At 59.7% G+C, this 15,544-nt stretch carries 14 protein-coding genes and 3 pseudogenes; 5 read left to right on the top strand and 12 right to left on the bottom strand.

The window, feature by feature from the left end; translation table 11 throughout:
- Positions 1 to 62 precede the first annotated feature (62 nt).
- The 3 genes and pseudogenes from A7D21_RS02440 to A7D21_RS36545 all read left to right on the top strand — a co-directional run bounded on the left by A7D21_RS02440 (position 63) and on the right by A7D21_RS36545 (position 2,358).
- A complete protein-coding gene (locus A7D21_RS02440) occupies positions 63 to 479 on the top strand; it encodes an ASCH domain-containing protein (protein WP_069551001.1) in 417 nt (138 codons plus the stop codon).
- Positions 480 to 744: 265 nt separating this feature from the next.
- A pseudogene (locus A7D21_RS36550) lies at positions 745 to 1,500 on the top strand (HAMP domain-containing protein); the annotation flags it as partial.
- On the top strand, positions 1,495 to 2,358 hold the full coding sequence (locus A7D21_RS36545) for a methyl-accepting chemotaxis protein (protein ID WP_371859156.1): 864 nt from the start codon (positions 1,495 to 1,497) through the stop codon (positions 2,356 to 2,358). The pseudogene A7D21_RS36550 and the gene A7D21_RS36545, both read left to right, overlap by 6 nt.
- 258 nt (positions 2,359 to 2,616) lie before the next feature.
- Here A7D21_RS36545 and A7D21_RS02430 read toward each other — a convergent pair whose 3' ends face one another.
- The 10 genes and pseudogenes from A7D21_RS02430 to A7D21_RS02390 all read right to left on the bottom strand — a co-directional run bounded on the left by A7D21_RS02430 (position 2,617) and on the right by A7D21_RS02390 (position 10,960).
- Positions 2,617 to 3,705: a chemotaxis response regulator protein-glutamate methylesterase gene (locus A7D21_RS02430; RefSeq protein ID WP_069551000.1), complete on the bottom strand. Its 1,089-nt coding sequence runs from the start codon at positions 3,703 to 3,705 to the stop codon at positions 2,617 to 2,619.
- On the bottom strand, positions 3,668 to 4,201 hold the full coding sequence (gene cheD, locus A7D21_RS02425) for a chemoreceptor glutamine deamidase CheD (protein WP_053257166.1): 534 nt from the start codon (positions 4,199 to 4,201) through the stop codon (positions 3,668 to 3,670). Before cheD ends, A7D21_RS02430 begins: the two co-directional genes overlap by 38 nt.
- Positions 4,198 to 5,007, bottom strand: a complete 810-nt coding sequence (locus A7D21_RS02420; RefSeq protein ID WP_069550999.1) for a protein-glutamate O-methyltransferase CheR — start codon at positions 5,005 to 5,007, stop codon at positions 4,198 to 4,200. Before A7D21_RS02420 ends, cheD begins: the two co-directional genes overlap by 4 nt.
- Before the next feature lie 10 nt (positions 5,008 to 5,017).
- Positions 5,018 to 5,557, bottom strand: coding sequence for a chemotaxis protein CheW (locus A7D21_RS02415; RefSeq protein WP_069550998.1), 540 nt, complete (start codon positions 5,555 to 5,557; stop codon positions 5,018 to 5,020).
- A 36-nt stretch (positions 5,558 to 5,593) separates the two neighbouring features.
- Entirely contained in the window at positions 5,594 to 7,252 is a 1,659-nt protein-coding gene (locus A7D21_RS02410) for a methyl-accepting chemotaxis protein (protein ID WP_069550997.1), read from the bottom strand.
- A 29-nt stretch (positions 7,253 to 7,281) separates the two neighbouring features.
- A pseudogene (locus A7D21_RS36540) lies at positions 7,282 to 8,499 on the bottom strand (chemotaxis protein CheA); the annotation flags it as partial.
- Positions 8,500 to 8,600: 101 nt separating this feature from the next.
- Positions 8,601 to 9,318, bottom strand: a pseudogene (locus tag A7D21_RS36535) (Hpt domain-containing protein); the annotation flags it as partial.
- 41 nt (positions 9,319 to 9,359) lie between these two features.
- Complete coding sequence (locus A7D21_RS02400; RefSeq protein ID WP_053257161.1) at positions 9,360 to 9,647, bottom strand: lipid asymmetry maintenance protein MlaB; 288 nt, start codon at positions 9,645 to 9,647, stop codon at positions 9,360 to 9,362.
- A gap of 23 nt (positions 9,648 to 9,670) precedes the next feature.
- A complete protein-coding gene (locus A7D21_RS02395; RefSeq protein ID WP_053257160.1) occupies positions 9,671 to 10,039 on the bottom strand; it encodes a response regulator in 369 nt (122 codons plus the stop codon).
- A 9-nt stretch (positions 10,040 to 10,048) separates the two neighbouring features.
- Positions 10,049 to 10,960 (bottom strand): methyl-accepting chemotaxis protein, encoded by a 912-nt coding sequence (locus A7D21_RS02390; RefSeq protein WP_371859154.1) that lies wholly within the window; start codon positions 10,958 to 10,960, stop codon positions 10,049 to 10,051.
- A gap of 786 nt (positions 10,961 to 11,746) precedes the next feature.
- On the opposite strand from A7D21_RS02390, the gene A7D21_RS02385 reads away from it, so the two are divergent.
- Entirely contained in the window at positions 11,747 to 12,160 is a 414-nt protein-coding gene (locus A7D21_RS02385) for a VOC family protein (protein ID WP_053257158.1), read from the top strand.
- Positions 12,161 to 12,459: 299 nt separating this feature from the next.
- Here A7D21_RS02385 and A7D21_RS02380 read toward each other — a convergent pair whose 3' ends face one another.
- Complete coding sequence (locus A7D21_RS02380; RefSeq protein WP_069551106.1) at positions 12,460 to 12,789, bottom strand: hypothetical protein; 330 nt, start codon at positions 12,787 to 12,789, stop codon at positions 12,460 to 12,462.
- Between the two features lie 38 nt (positions 12,790 to 12,827).
- On the bottom strand, positions 12,828 to 13,265 hold the full coding sequence (locus A7D21_RS02375; RefSeq protein WP_256555929.1) for a hypothetical protein: 438 nt from the start codon (positions 13,263 to 13,265) through the stop codon (positions 12,828 to 12,830).
- 463 nt (positions 13,266 to 13,728) lie between these two features.
- Here A7D21_RS02375 and A7D21_RS02370 point away from each other — a divergent pair, with 463 nt between their 5' ends.
- Positions 13,729 to 15,237, top strand: a complete 1,509-nt coding sequence (locus A7D21_RS02370; RefSeq protein ID WP_254847115.1) for a GGDEF domain-containing protein — start codon at positions 13,729 to 13,731, stop codon at positions 15,235 to 15,237.
- Positions 15,238 to 15,544 lie beyond the last annotated feature (307 nt).

The raw sequence follows: 15,544 nt of genomic DNA, 5'->3' as shown, positions 1-15,544 counted from the left end.
CGATCTACTGGGTGCCAAGGCGATCGCCAACAACGTGATAAAGGGATTTAGTTGTGAACCTAATGGATGACCTAACGCTCAGGTACCCCGGCGCCACTGCAGGGGCCTTTGGCGATACTCCGGAAATGGCCGATGAGCTGGCTGATCTTGTGGCCAAAGGCATAAAAACAGCCAGCTGTTGCTCACTCTCATCTTTCAAGCATGACGATCAATCATCAGCCATTGGCGGTTACAGCATCGTGCTCAATAGTCAGGGCGAGCCGGTATGTGTCATTCGCGTTATTTCGATGCGTATCACGCGTTACTGCGACGTCGATCAAGACTTTGCCAGGAAGGAAGGCGAGGGGGATCTCAGCCTCAGGTACTGGCAGCAGGGGCATAAAGCTTTTTTCCAAAGAGAGGGCGCATTCGACGCGGCGATGGAGCTGGTGGCCGAAGAGTTTGAGTTGGTGGAAGTGGTGAAGGACAAGGCGCGCTAGTCGAACGGATACAGGGGGCTGACCCTGAGTGATCCCGTAGCTCATCTAGCGCAATGCTCTCTCGGCGAGCGCGCGCTTGTTGAGGATATGACCTTCGAAGGGCTTGCGTCGCGCATGCATAACCCGGCCTTTGCAGGATTTTGAGTAGAACCGCATATTTGCGCGCTTAGGCTTTAATAACGGTGGGACTCTGCCGATAAAGTGATGGGCAACGCTTGCACGGTTCGATTTTAAATCCGGCTCTCTGGGTTAAAGGGTGACAAGTATGACGATCAAGCTTCGCTTATTTCTGTTCATCGCGACCGCACTGGCCACCGCATTGGTAATGAGCCTATCCAGTTATCTGGGAAATACCCGGACGGGCAGCGCCATGCAGGAGAATGAGATCAGCACGATTGCGCTGCGCAATCACATGGAAGCCGACATGATGCACGATGCGCTGCGCGCCGATGTGTTGTCGGCGATGTTGGTGGGGCTGGGTAAAAACATCAGTACCAAGGCTGAGGTCAGCACTTCGCTGAAGGAGCATGCCGAGCACTTCCGCCAGGCGCTAGGGGACAATCTCAAGCTGCCTCTGGACGATACCCTCAGGATGAGCCTGGATAAGATCCGCCCCAGCCTTGAAAACTACATAGGTGCCGGTGAACGCATCGTCGCGTTGGCGCTGGACAACCCCGACGCCGCTCGCGGGGAACTGGAGCGCTTCAACGCGGCGTTCAGCCTTCTTGAAGATCAGATGCAGAGCCTGAGTGAGCTGATCGAAAACAAAACCCAACAAACCGGTGTGCAAACGCGGGAGGCTATCAGCAACGCCAACGTCATCTTAGGCGCGGTGCTGATCGTCAGTCTGTTGCTGCTCCTCGCCCAAGGCCGCTGGGTAATGTTGAGCATCATGGGGCCGCTACAGGTCGCCAGCCGCATTGCCGCCAGCATCGCCCGTGGCAACTTGAGCGAGCCAATCGTTGAAACCAGTCGCAAAGACGAAGCCAGTTCATTGATTCGCAACCTTGCCATTATGCAGCGGGACTTACGCAGCATGATCGAAGTAGTGCGCAGCAATGCCCAAGGCGTCAATGGTATGAGCGAGCAACTGAGCCATGGTTGCCATGAGGTGGCCAGCAGCAGCCAGCAACAAAGCGCCGCCGCCAGCACCATGGCCGCCGCAGCGATTGAAATGACCGCCAGTATTGAGGAAATCACCCGGCATGCCAGTCGCGCACTGGATATGGCCAATCAGGCTGAAGCCTTGGCCAAGGACGGCGGCCGAGTGATCCACCAAGTGGTGAGTGACATGGATGGCATTGCTCGTTCGGCAAAGCAATCTGCCCAAGTCATCCGCACGCTAGACAAGGAGTCCGAGGCGATCTACAGCATTATTCAGGTGATCAAGGGGATCGCCGACCAAACAAACCTGTTGGCTTTGAATGCCGCGATTGAAGCCGCTCGTGCCGGCGAACAGGGGCGTGGTTTTGCGGTGGTCGCGGATGAAGTGCGCAGCCTGGCTGGACGCACCAGCGCGTCCACGCAAGAGATCGCCAGCATGGTCGGGCGCATCCAGCAAAGCACCCGGGAAGCGGTCATCAGTATGGAGGAGGGTGTTGTTCAAGTGGACAAAGGCATGGTTGTAACCGCCGATGTCGAGCGTGCTATTCGCGATATTCTCCAGGCCACTCTGAACACCACTGAGTTAGTCAACGATATCTCTCGCACCATCAGTGAGCAGAGCTTGGCAAGCAACGAAATCGCCCATCAAGTGGAGATGATTGCGGGTGCGTCGGAGGCTAATAGCAAAGTGATCGGAAAGACGGCATCGACGACGGACGAGTTGTCCGCGTTGGCGGGGATGTTGTCGCAGTCTGTGGATCGCTTTCGACTTTGACGTTCATTTGCGCAAAGCGTCATGCCCCGCCTGCGGTGTTGGCGAGCATGGCGCGGGACGGCTTCGACTTGCTCGGATGGAACTTGCGCAGGTACAACGGCCGGCTCCTGGACAATTCTGGCGCTGGGCGATGAGACGGCATGTGCGCAAACCAACACAGCGTAGATGACTTGGCCGGACGCTTACAACGGACCTCGCACCGTATCCACCTTCAGCCTCTGCCTGGGCCAATCAGGCTGTGTTAGGGGCGACTCACGTTCACTTATACAAAATCGCTTGATGAATATCCTCCAGTGCCAGGATGCGCTGAGCGGCGTTGAGTTTGATGGCTTCCTTGGGCATGCCGAACACCACGCAACTGGCTTCGTCCTGGGCGACTGTCGCGGCGCCGGCCTCGAGCATTTCTTTGAGTCCGCGCGCGCCGTCGTCGCCCATGCCGGTCATGATGATGCCCGTGGCGTTCCTGCCCGCGAACCTGGCCACTGAGCGAAACAGCACATCCACGGAAGGGCGATGCCGGTTAACCAGCGGTCCGTCGATAACCTGGGCGTGATAATAGGCGCCGCTGCGGGTGACCATCAGGTGCTTGCCGCCAGGCGCGATCAGGGCCAGGCCCGGCAGGATGCGGTCGTTGTTGCGCGCCTCGCGCACCTCGATCTCGCAGACGCTGTTGAGACGCTCGGCAAACGAAGCGGTGAACTTCTCAGGCATGTGCTGCACGATCACCATCCCAGGGCATACCCGCGGCAGTGCGGTCAGCACCGCTTCCAGCGCTTGGGTGCCGCCGGTGGAGGTGCCGATGGCGACGATACGCTCGGTGGTCTGGGCCATCGCATGGCCATTGGCGGCGGGCAGGATCGCATCCGCAGTGAGCTTGCTGGCCGGGGCCGGGGCCGGTGACGGCGCCGGCCTGGCGCTGCGCTTGCCCAGGTTCCTGACGTTGGAGTTCGCGGCGGCACGGATGGCGGCCACCAACTCGGCCGCCGATTCGATCAGGAAACTCTTCAACCCTGTGCTCGGCTTGGTGATGATTTCCACCGCGCCCGCCGACAGCGCCTGCAGCGAGGTTTCTGCGCCTTTTTGCGTCAGCGAGGAACAGATCACCACCGGTGTGGGGCGTTCGCTCATGATTTTCTTGAGAAAAGTGATGCCGTCCATGCGCGGCATTTCGACGTCCAGCACGATCACGTCCGGCCATTCCCGGGCAAGTTTATCCATGGCAAAAATCGGGTCGGAGGCAGCGCCCATCACGTGAATATCTGGCGTATCGCTGAGAATCGCCAGCAGTACCTGGCGCACCACGGCCGAGTCATCGACCAGCAGCACACTGATTTTTTTGGTAGGCATCTTCTTGAAGTGTTCCCATTGGTTGGTGCCGAACCCAGACGTTGCCGTTCCATAGGTCGAACATGATCGTGCGGTAACCGGTACTGCCCATGTCCTGGGCCGTCAGGTGCAGGTGATGACGCTCGGCCAGGGCCAGCGCTGCGCGGATATTCTGGCTGGCCACGTTCTGCGTGGGCAGGTGGTGCCGCTGGTTGGGAAACATCTCGCCGCCGCCGAACAACTTGACCTGGTAATCGAGTGCCTGGGTGCCATTCGCCTGGGCGTGGCGCAGCAGCAGTTCCAGGGCTTCGTCGGCATACCTGCCGTCCAGGCACTGATGATTGCGCAAGCGCCCTGGCAGCATGAAGTGGCACATGCCGCCAATCAGCCGTTGCGGGTGCCAAAAGGTGATCGCCACGCAGGAACCGAGCAAGGTCCGCAGACGCGTCGGCCGCGTCGCAAAACACACCTGGCCAGGGGCCAATACCACTTCGGCCGCACCGATAGGCTTTTTCATGGCTTGCGGTAAATCGACGGCGCCACCAGCTTCAAGGTGTCATTGACACCGTGGAGGCTTTCCGAGTGACTGATGATCAAGTAGCCGCCGCGTTTGAGCAGCGGCAGCAGGCGTGCGACCACCTGGCGCTTGGTCTGCTGATCGAAATAAATCATCACGTTGCGCAGGAAGATCACCTCGAACTCCCCCAGGGCAGGCAACGCCTCGTTAAGGTTGACCTGGACAAAATTGACGCGGCTACGCAAAGCCTTGTCGATCAGGAAGGTGCCCGCCTGGCGGCCAATGCCCTTGAGGCAGTACTTGGCGAGCAGCGGCTGGGGCAATGTCTCGGTGCGTTCCATGGCGTAATGGCCCGTGCGCGCTTTGGCCAGCACTTGGGTGCTGATGTCCGAGCCGGTCACTTCCCAAGGCGTGGTGCCGAGGCTTTCGGCCAGGGTCATCGCCAGGCTGTAGGGCTCTTCACCCGAGGAACTGGCTGCGCTCCACACGCGAAACACTTTGCCCGGCGCGGCGTGGGGCAGGACCTGCTGACGCAGGAACTCGAAGTGCTTGGGCTCGCGAAAAAAATAGGTTTCGTTGGTGGTCAGCAAATCCAGCGCAACCTGCAGTTCGCTCTTGCGCTGGTCATTCATGATCAGCTTGAAATACTCACCATAGCTCTGCAGCTCATAGTGCTTGAGGCGCTTGAACAGGCGCCCGGCCACCAACGCTTTTTTGGCCGGCGACAGGTTGATCCCGGCCGCGCGGTACAGCCAGGTCTGGAACTGACCGAATTCACGATCATCGATGGTGGCGGTGTCTGGCATGGTCGGGGCCTCAACGCGGGTCGAGGTCGAGGGCCGGCGCCTGGCCGGCCTCGGCGAGGCTGGACATCTCATCGATGGACAACACCTTGTCCACCTCCAGCACGATCACGAACTTGCCGTCGACCTTGGCCATGCCACTGATGAAATCGGCACGAATTCGCGCGCCGAAGTTGGGTGGCGGTTCGATCTGCGTGGCCGGGATCTCCCGCACCGCAGACACCGTATCGACCAGCAGACCGATGTCTTGCGGCTGACCATCGGCGGTACTTGCTTCGATGATGATCACGCAGGAGCGCCGGGTGATCGCCGAATTGGCCCGCCCAAAGCGGGCCGATAAATCCACCACCGGCACCACCGCGCCGCGCAGGTTGATCACCCCGCGCACGAAAGCCGGCATCATCGGCACCACGGTCAGGCTGCCGTATTCGATAATTTCCTTGATCCCCAGAATGCCGATGGCGAACATTTCGCCGCCCAGCATGAAGGTCAGGTACTGCGCATCCTCATCGACCGCCACCGCGGTCTGCCGAGTCGTCATTACTGCGCCCATATCACTCTCCCTAGTAGGCCCACCTTGATCGTGCGATCAGAAGCGGGTGAAATCCGCTTCGTCCGGGGCACTGGCCATGGTGTAGGCGAACGCCTTGCGCGGTGCCTGTGGTTTGGGGCGTGGCTGCTGGCGGTTGGGCTTGCTGCCAGGGCTGTCCACGCTGCTGCTTTGCACTGCGGCCTTGGGCGCTGAATCCAACACGAAGAAGCTCATGGCCTGTTGCAGTTGCTCGGCCTGGCTGCTCATTTCTTCGGCCGTGGCCGCCAGCTCTTCGCTGCTCGACGCATTTTGCTGGGTCACCTGGTTGAGCTGGGTCATCGCAGTGTTGATCTGCGCGACACCGGCGGCCTGCTCCTCGGACGCAGCGCTGATTTCCTGCACAAGGTCGGAGGTCTTGTTGATGGACGGCACCATTTCGTCGAGCAACTTGCCGGCTTTCTCGGCCATGTCCACGCTGCTGGAGGACAGTTCACCGATTTCCTGGGCGGCGACCTGGCTGCGTTCAGCCAGCTTGCGCACTTCGGCGGCGACCACTGCGAAACCCTTGCCATGCTCGCCGGCCCGGGCGGCCTCGATGGCGGCATTGAGTGCGAGCAGATTGGTCTGGTAGGCGATGTCATCGATGATGCTGATGCGCTGGGCGATTTTCTTCATCGCCACCACCGTCTGCTGTACCGATTCGCCGCCCTCGGTGGCTTCCTTGGCGGCCTTGCTGGCCATGCCATCGGTGACCTTGGCGTTTTCGGTGTTCTGGTTGATGCTGGCGCTCATCTGCTCAACCGACGCACTGGTTTCCTCGACGCTCGCGGCCTGTTCACTGGTGGCCTGGCTCATCGATTGCGCGGTGGCGCTGACCTCCTCGGAGGCGCTGGCCAGGTTGTCGGCGGCATTGCGCACTTCGCCGATGATATGTGCCAGCTTGCCGACCATGTTGCGCATGGCGTTGAGCACCATGCCGGTTTCATCTTTGCCACCGGGCTCGATATGCGCGTTGAGGTTGCCTTCGGCCAATTGCTCGGCGGCGCTTGCGGCCTGGCGCAACGGGCGGGAAATGATCCGAGCGATGAAGACCGCCAGGCCCAGGCCGATCAGCAGGGCCGCGACCAGTACCGCGATGATCGACACGCGTGCGCTTTCATACAGCGCCGAGCCTTTGTCGCCGGCGGCACTCGCGCCGGCGTCGTTGAACTCGACCATTTTCTGCAGGCGGGCGGTCACCTCATCGAAATGCCCCTTGGATTCTCCCCTGAGCAAACCGCGCGCCTGGGCGTCCTGGTTCTGGCGAGAAAACTCAAGCAACTGCTTGCTGCTTGCAAGGTAGGCGTCCCAAGCGCTTTTGACGCTGGCCAGGAGTTGACGGTCTTCATCGTTGGACAGCAATTGCTCGTAGGTGCCCATGCGGGTTTCGAACTGCTGGCGCGCGTCGGTGGCTTCGCGTTCGGCCTGGGCCTTTTCCTCGGGGATCTCGGTAGCGATGTGGCGGTTTTCTTTCAAACGGTAGTTGGCGGCAAAAAAACGCATGCCGGCGGCTGCGCGCAGGGAGGGCATCCAGTTGCCCTTGATGTCCTGCGCTGCCTGGTTGACCGCACCGAGCTGGTGGATGGCGAAGCCGCCCATCGCCCCGGTGAGTGCCAGGACCAGCAGGAACGAGCTGATCAACTTGGTGGAAATCTTAAGATCGTAGAACCATTTCATCGGAGAACCTCCATGGAATTGCAAATGCGTCAGCGGGCAACGACCGGTGGCGACTGAGGCGCCTGGGGTGTGCGGGCTTCCAGTTGTACGATTTGGTTGAGCAGTACCGGTACATCCAGAATCAAGGCCACCGCGCCGCTGCCCAATATGGTCGAGCCGCTGATGCCGCGCAGTGCGCCGAACAACTTGCCGAGGGGTTTGATCACGGTCTGGAACTCGCCGAGCAGGTCATCCACCACCAGCCCGGCCTTATGCTCGGCGTTGCGCACCACCACCACATTCTGGCGTCGGGCTGCCGGGCCCTCGTGGCTGAAGTGATCGCGCAGGTGCACCAGAGGCAATACTTCGCCACGCAGGTCCAGATAGCCCGTGTCACGGCTGGACTGGCGCTGGTGTTCATCCAGCTCGATACACTCCTGGACCATGTCCAGCGGAATCACATAGGTGGATTGGTCGATGCCGACCAGGAACCCATTGATGATCGCCAGGGTCAGCGGCAAGCGAATGCGCACCACGGTGCCCTGGCCGGGGCGGCTGTCGAGGTCGACGGTGCCGCGCAACAAGGTGATATTGCGCTTGACCACGTCCATGCCGACGCCGCGCCCGGACAGGTTGGTCACGGCCTCGGCGGTGGAGAAACCCGCTTCGAAGATCAGGTTGTAGATCTCCTGATCGGTGAGCAGCGCACCGCTGGCCACCAGCCCGCGTTCCTGGGCCTTTTGCAGGATGCGTTCGCGGTTGAGCCCGGCGCCGTCGTCGGCGATCTCGATGACGATGCTCCCCGAGTCATGGTAGGCATTGAGGCTCAGATAGCCCTTGGCCGACTTGCCGGCCGCACGCCGCGCATCGGCGCTTTCGATGCCGTGGTCCATGGCATTGCGCAATAGATGCATCAGCGGGTCGCCGATCTTCTCGACCACGGTTTTGTCCAGTTCAGTTTCCGCACCGCTGATGATCAGTTCGATGTCCTTGCCCAGTTCCTGGCTGATATCGCGCACCACGCGGCGGAAGCGGTTGAACGTGTCGCCGATGGGGATCATGCGCAAGTGCAGGGCGCCATCGAGGATCTCTTCCACCAGCCCCGAGACCGTCGACGCCGCCTCTTGCAACGGGTCGTTGTTAGAGGAGCGGGCCAGCAGGTTCGCGCCGGCGCTGGCGATCACCAACTCGCCGACCAGATTGATCAACTCGTCGAGCTTGTCGGCGTTGACGCGCACGTAATTGCCGTCACGGGTTTTCGCCTCGCTGGGCGCCACACGCTGCGGTGCGGCAGGCATAAAGGCTGGCTCGGCCTGGGTGACCAGGTCGCCAGCGATGGCCGCCGTGCGCTCCGGCGCTGCGTCGACGGCGCTGATCTGCACTTCACAGTCATCGCGCACAAAGTCGAATACCTCGTTGAGGGTGGCGTGGCTGGCCGTCGAGCGCAGGTCAATCTCGAAGCCCAGATAGCAGCTTTCCGGGTCCCAGCTGGCGGCGGCCGGAATGCGCTCAGTCAAGGTGGTGACCTGCAACAGCGTGCCCAGGGTGTCGAGGTACCGCAGGAACGACAACGGGTCCATGCCGTTGCGGAAGACATCCACGCCGAAGCGCAGGGCAATATGCCAAAGCACTTCGACCGCCGCGTCGTCGTTCACCTCCGCGGTCTCGACGCTCACAGGCGTGGTTTGCAACGGCTGATAGGCACTCAGTGCCTCGCGCAATGCCTCACCGCGCTCCAGCGCGGCGGGCGTCGGCGTCTCACCGCGGTCGGCGACCACTTCGATCAATTCGAGCATGTGGTCGCCGCACTTGAGCAGCAGCGCAATTAATGCGGCATCCACCGCCACACTGCCTTCGCGCAGGCGGTCGAGCACGTCTTCGACGATATGCGTGAACCCCACGATCGACGCCAGACCGAAAAGCCCCGCCGAACCCTTGATGGTGTGGGCGGCGCGGAAAATCGCGCCAATCGCATCCTGGTCGCCGGGCTCGCTTTCCAGTTGCAGCAGGGATTGCTCCATGGCCTGCAACAGCTCGCGTGCCTCAACGATGAATGTCTGCTGTGCCTGATCGAGATTGATGCTCACCGGGACTTTCCTTGTCGATCAAAAAACGTGGGAAGCGCTGACTACGAGGCCTCAGTGCGACACAGTTGGAGCGCCTGCATGACCACCTGGCTCTGGCCGGTCACGCTCAAGCCGGTACCGCTGATACCGGCCTCACGCCGGATAACCGCGAGCAACTGCAAGCCGGCGCCATCCATTTCCGTGACCTGGGACAGGTCCAGCTCAAGGCGGGGCGCCGCGCCGATCTGCGGCAGCAGCGCACCTGCCAGTTCCGCAACGGTGTAAATCGTCAGCTCACCGTCAATGCGCACGCGGGCAGTGTCGTCGAAGGTTTCGATGGTGATCGGCATGGGAGCCTCCCTGGCGCCGGGGTTTAAGGCAGTATCAGTTTGGACACCGCTGCCAGCATCTGCGCCGGCTGGAACGGCTTGACCACCCAGGCCTTGGCGCCAGCGGCCTGGCCCTCGGCCTTCTTCGACTCCTGGGACTCAGTGGTCAGCATGATGATAGGCGTGAACTTGTAATTGGCCAGCTTCTTGACCTCCTTGACGAAGGTGATGCCGTCCATGTTGGGCATGTTCACATCGCTGATGATCAGGTGCACCTTCTGCCCGGTGAGCTTGCCCAGGGCATCCCGGCCGTCGCTGGCTTCGATCACGTCGTAACCGGCACTTTTCAAGGCAATACCGACCACCTGCCGCACACTGCTGGAGTCGTCGACCACTAATACATTCTTCGCCATGAGGTGCTCCTAAAAGAAAGTAATGTCTTGAGAGTTGTGCTGCACGGCCGCTTCACCATGGTGGATGCGCCGTTGCTCGTCGGTGGCATAGGTGGCTTCCATGCGCGCCAGCCACTGCCGGGCGTCGACGGCAACCGCCTGGTCGGGGGCCTGGCTGGCTTGCAGGAGGTGGTCATGCAACGCGTGCATGTTGTCGCGCACGTGACTGAGGATCTGGCTGACCCGATCCTGGAATTGCAGGTTGACCAGCACCTCGGTCATCTCATCGCGGATGCCGTAGCTTTCCTGCTTGAGCAGGTCGGCGGAGTCGGCCAGACGCCCGGTGATGTTCTGGAAGCGCTCAAGCACCACTTGAATACTGTTTTCGGACTCGGCCACCGAATGGCTGTCCTGGTCGGCATTGCTGGACGCAGCGTGCACCAATTGCGTAATGGCGTTATTGATGATGTCGACCTTGGCCGACATCTGCTGGCCGGTTTCACTGGATTTGCTCGACAGGCTGCGCACGGCATCGGCCACCACCGCGAAGCCACGCCCGGCCTCACCGGCCCGCGCCGCCTCAATGGCGGCGTTGAGGGCCAGCAGGTTGGTTTGTGCAGCAATCGCCGCCACATCAGCGGCCATGGTGCGCAGTTCACCGGTGTAGGCGGTCAGGCTGCGGACCTGGGCCAGGGTTTGGTCACGGCTGCTTTGCGTGGCCTTGAGTGAATTGATCACCTGGCTCAGTTCGCTGTCGCTGCGTGCCAGCGCCTCAAGCGGCCCATCGGCGGCGTGGCCATCCAGTTCACCGGCGGCATGCTGCGAGGCGTGTACCGTTTCCTGCAAGCGCGTGGCGATCCCGGTAAACCGGTTAGCCAGGCTCACAATCGCTTCTTCGGTCTGATGGCGCGAGCTTTCCACCTGCTTGGCCCAGATCGGCATGGCGCCCAGCAATACCTCATCCAGCTGTGCCCGCGAGGCCATACCGTTGCGCGCCGCGTCCGCCTCGGCCTGATCCGCCTGCGCCCGCGCAATGCCTAGCTGCACGGCGTTACGCTGCGAGCTCGCGCTCCAGGCGCAGGCACCAAGGCCGATCAGCACCAGTACCGCGCAGGCCGCCAGGTTGGCCGCAGAGCTTGATTGCAGCAGTGTCCACACCACGGCGGGTACCACCGGGATCAAAGCGAACCAGCGAAAACGCGGATGACCGAGAGGGGGAGTGTGGCTGGATTGACGCTGGGTCATGAGTTCGATCCTTGAACTGTGTTGCGGGTGGAAATGACATAGGAGTTATCTGCGCGGTGCGTCACAACTTTAGACAACCTAACTGCCATCTGTCTGATTTATGACCAGCAGACGACTGTTTCTCGGGTGTGCCCACCGCGTCCATGTCTTGCATGAGCCCAACCAACCGCACCGGCAGGGACAGCGTGCTCAGCAACGGTATTTTTGGCGGCCAAAGGCGCCAGTGTCTTAGCGTAGATCGCAATCACCAGGCGCGCTCAACGCCCGAGCGCTCGACCGCCTAGCGGTCAGCCACGCGACCGGGTGCCTTGGTCTGATGGCCAAGCCTGCGCGGGGCACCGCGTGGCAGGTTCGGCAGGCCTGGGCCGCGTCCGGCCTCAAGCGTCATCACCCGTTCGGTGCATCAAGCGAGGCCGAGTGTGATAAAAAATCAATGCATTAACCGCACAGGCCACTCGGCCTTTACTTGGCTCAGGAGGCACTATGATTCCTTTCAAAGTAAAACAGCTGGATCACGTCGTCTTGCGTGTACAGGATATTCAACGCAGCTTGGCCTTCTACAGTGAGACCCTCGGTTGCGACGTGGCAAAGCGTCGTGATGACCTGGGCATGATTCACCTGCGTGCGGGAACCTCGATGATTGACCTGGTGGATGTTGCCGGCCCCCTTGGGCAACAGGCCGGGGGCGCGGCAGATCCCGAGCATCGTAACCTTGACCACTTTTGCCTGCGGATAACGCCGTTCATTGAGGCTGACATTCTCACTCATCTACGTAACCACGGCGTGCGAGCCGACAAGGCGGCCAAGCGCTACGGTGCGGAAGGCGAGGGCCCTTCACTCTACTGCTTCGACCCAGACGGAAACCAGGTAGAACTCAAAGGCCCACCTGAGGCATGACGAAGGTCGGTGGGGTGAGTTTGAGTCGTCGTTGGGTGTGTCTGGGCTGAAAGTTTCGACGGAACATTCGTGACGCCACCCCAGGGACTAAACCTGCAAGGAAATCAGGGCGTCGTTTGTAACGTGTCGATGGGGCTGTTTGGGGAGGTTGCCACTCGTGGAAGCGAGGCGTCAGCCATTTTTACGAGGGGGTGCTATTGGCCGGTTGCTGCCTGTCACGAACGGCAGAAATCGGCCAGAAGCAGTCATTCAACACTCTACAAAATCAGGGGCGATTCAATAACAGCCAGACATAGAATTCAGCCCCATAATTTTTTCCGTCCGAGAAGCCTGCGTGCTCTATGACGGCGAGACTGAGACAACGTTTTGTCCTCGGCGCAATGAGCCAAGAGCGCGTTCAGCGGAATGTCTATAGGAAAGCCATCCTCCAGCCATTTAAGCGCCAGTCCCGACCAATATTCGGAATGCGACATCAAAGCTGTGATCACCAGCGGCTGCAACGCTATGTCGGCAGGTAGCATATATTTTTTGCTAAGGGCTCTTACCGCATCATGCAAATCGAGTGCAGCTGTTTCGAAAGGTTTCTCAAGCAGCGGCAATAGCCAGACATAGCTGAATTCTTCGTTCATCTTCTCCCCCGAGGCGGCTATCAACACCAATGCGTTCATCAAATTGAGGTAACGAAGCGGGTTTCGAGGCCAACGCTGACTGGCGGTAGCGCATTAATCAATACGACGGCGTCGTCTCCCTGGTTAAGGTAGATCAATGAGTCACCGGTCTCGAACGTAACTCTGAATCCGGCCAGCCAAGGCTCTTGCCCGTTGAAAGAGTCAAGAATTCCCTCAACCGCGCAAATTTTTGTGTTCTCGAGGTGGGTTGCCGATAGACCTGTAAGTAGGTTTTCCCTTTTCCAGAAGCAGGTCACGTTCGGCTCTATCTCGAAGGAAGTCGGCGTATCAGAAGGCAACAAGTCCGCGCCTACTCTCTCGCCATCACTCAATAGATACATGGATAGTACTTCTCGCCCGCCAAACCGCCATTCTAGAGAACCTATGTCTCCCAGATATTTCTCGGCGTTGAAATAGTATTGGTCGTGCAGCAGCACGCTCAGTTGCTTTCCCAAAAGCGAACGGGCGTTTTGCAGATCTAGGGCAGCTCTTATAGGGGATGGGGAGTGTCGGTTAGACATCGGGCACCTCATACAGGTGGGAAGAGAGGCGGATACTACACAAACGCCATTACGTCCACTTCTGGCCGGTAGCGGTCTGTTGTCGGGAAGCAAACGCCAACCACGCCGCAAGCGAGCATAACGGCCGCTTTGGTTAGCGTGGCGCGTGATTGCTGGCCCCGCATGAGTGATGTCACAATGACTCGCCACGCTTTGCACGCTCAACGATAAGCGCGTTTCACGGACTATCACCATGCCTAGCCACTGTTGCTGTTCTAACACGCCAGGCCCGCCGAAGAGAGTTCTCCTGGTTCGGCTGCGTCGACTGCTGTGTTTTGTGCTCGTCTGGGGTCAGGCTGTGTGGGCGGGTTCTGGCCCTCAACAGAATGGCGCCGAACAGGTGATTGATGTACAGCTACGTTGGAAACATCAATTCCAGTTCGCGGGCTACTATGCCGCCATCGCAAAGGGCTATTACCGCGAAGAAGGACTGGACGTGCGCTTGCACGAAGGTGGCCCCAATGTCACACCGGTCGAAGAAGTGCTCTCTGGGCGCGCCCAATACGGCGAAGCCAATAGTGAATTGCTCTACGCACGTCTGCATGGGAAGCCGTTGGTAGCGCTGGCGGTGATTTTTCAGCATTCACCTTCCGTGCTCGTGGCTCGCACAGACCAAGGTGTTCGCACTGTGCACGACCTGATCGGCAAGCCGTTGATGCTGATGGATGCACAGACCGATGCCGATTTTCTGGCGATGTTCCGTAGCGAGGGTATCCCCCTCGAAAAACTACAACTGCTACCCAGCAGTTATCAAATTGGGGATCTCGCCAGCGGTAAAGTGACGGCGTTCAACTCGTACCTGACCAACGAGCCCTTCTACCTGCAACAGCGGGGCGTGGAATACAACATCATCTCGCCCGTCACCTACGGGATCGACTTCTACAGCGACATCCTGTTCACCACCCAGGCCGAGATTGACGAACATCCACAGCGGGTCGAGGCTTTCCGCCGCGCTACCCTGCGCGGCTGGCGCTACGCGATGGATAACCCCGAGCAAATCATAGACCTGCTGCTCAATCAGTATTCGGTGAAGAAAAGTCGCGCGCACTTGCAATTCGAAGCTCAGGCCATGCGTCCGCTGGTGATGTCTGACCTGATCGAGATCGGGCATATGAACCCAGGGCGCTGGCAACGTATGGCTGAAACCTTCCTCGAACTGGGTATGGTCGACAATATCGCCGGTCTGGAAAACTTCATTTACGATCCCAACCCGCCACAGCTCATCGAGCGGCTGCGCAAGACCATTGTGCTGATCAGTATCGGCTGTGTGCTTGTCCTGATGTTCGCTCTGGTTCTGTTGAATGCCCAGCGCCATCTGCGCAAGGAGATCAAGTTGCGCAAACTCGCCGAAGAGGAAGTACACAAGCTGGCCTTCTATGACAGCCTGACTGGCTTACCCAATCGCAATAGTTTTATTCCCTTTGCTAATCAGAAGCTGCTGGCCGCAAAGAGCCGTGGAGAACATTTGGCCCTGTGCTATATCGACTTGAATCACTTCAAGCAGATCAATGATCGTTTTGGCCACCAGGCAGGCGATGCCATCCTGATCCACGTAGGCACGGCCATCAAATCCAATATTCGCGAGTTCGAAATAGCCGCGCGCATGGGCGGTGACGAATTCGTAGTGCTGCTCGACGGCGCGCATCACCGAAGCGATATCCAGCGCATCACCCAAGAAATCTGCAAGGCCATCGACCTGCCCATTCCATGGAAAAACAGCCAGATTAAGGTCAGCGCCAGCCTAGGGGTGGCGTGGTATCCGGAAGATGGCGAAGGTCTGGACGATCTGATTTTCAAGGCCGACACCGCCATGTTCAAAAGCAAAGCCAGCATCGCTGCGCAGGTTTGAAGCGGCTTGCGTGGTGCCCCTGCGAAAAGACTTGGTAGTTAGAAACCCGTGCGCCACTGCGGTTTGCGTGCGTGTCGTCCTTCGCATGACGCTTCTGGTCAGGGCCGTGACTGACCTGGATTGTAGAAGCTGAATGATCTATAGCCGCCCACGCTAATCCTCCGTCCGCTCCTGGCCCAGAGTATGTAAAAACGCTTGGTCAAAATTGAAGTGCGCGCGTCTACGTTCCATCTGAAGTTTATCGGCACGTCTGCAGAGGTGGGTTTCGCGTAGAAGCGCGATTTCCAGTCCGGTTTTGAACACCTGG

The sequence above is a fragment of the Pseudomonas sp. AP19 genome (genome assembly GCF_001728855.1).
Taxonomy (GTDB): Bacteria; Pseudomonadota; Gammaproteobacteria; order Pseudomonadales; family Pseudomonadaceae; genus Aquipseudomonas; species Aquipseudomonas fluorescens.
This window is presented reverse-complemented; position numbering and strand designations above follow the sequence as displayed.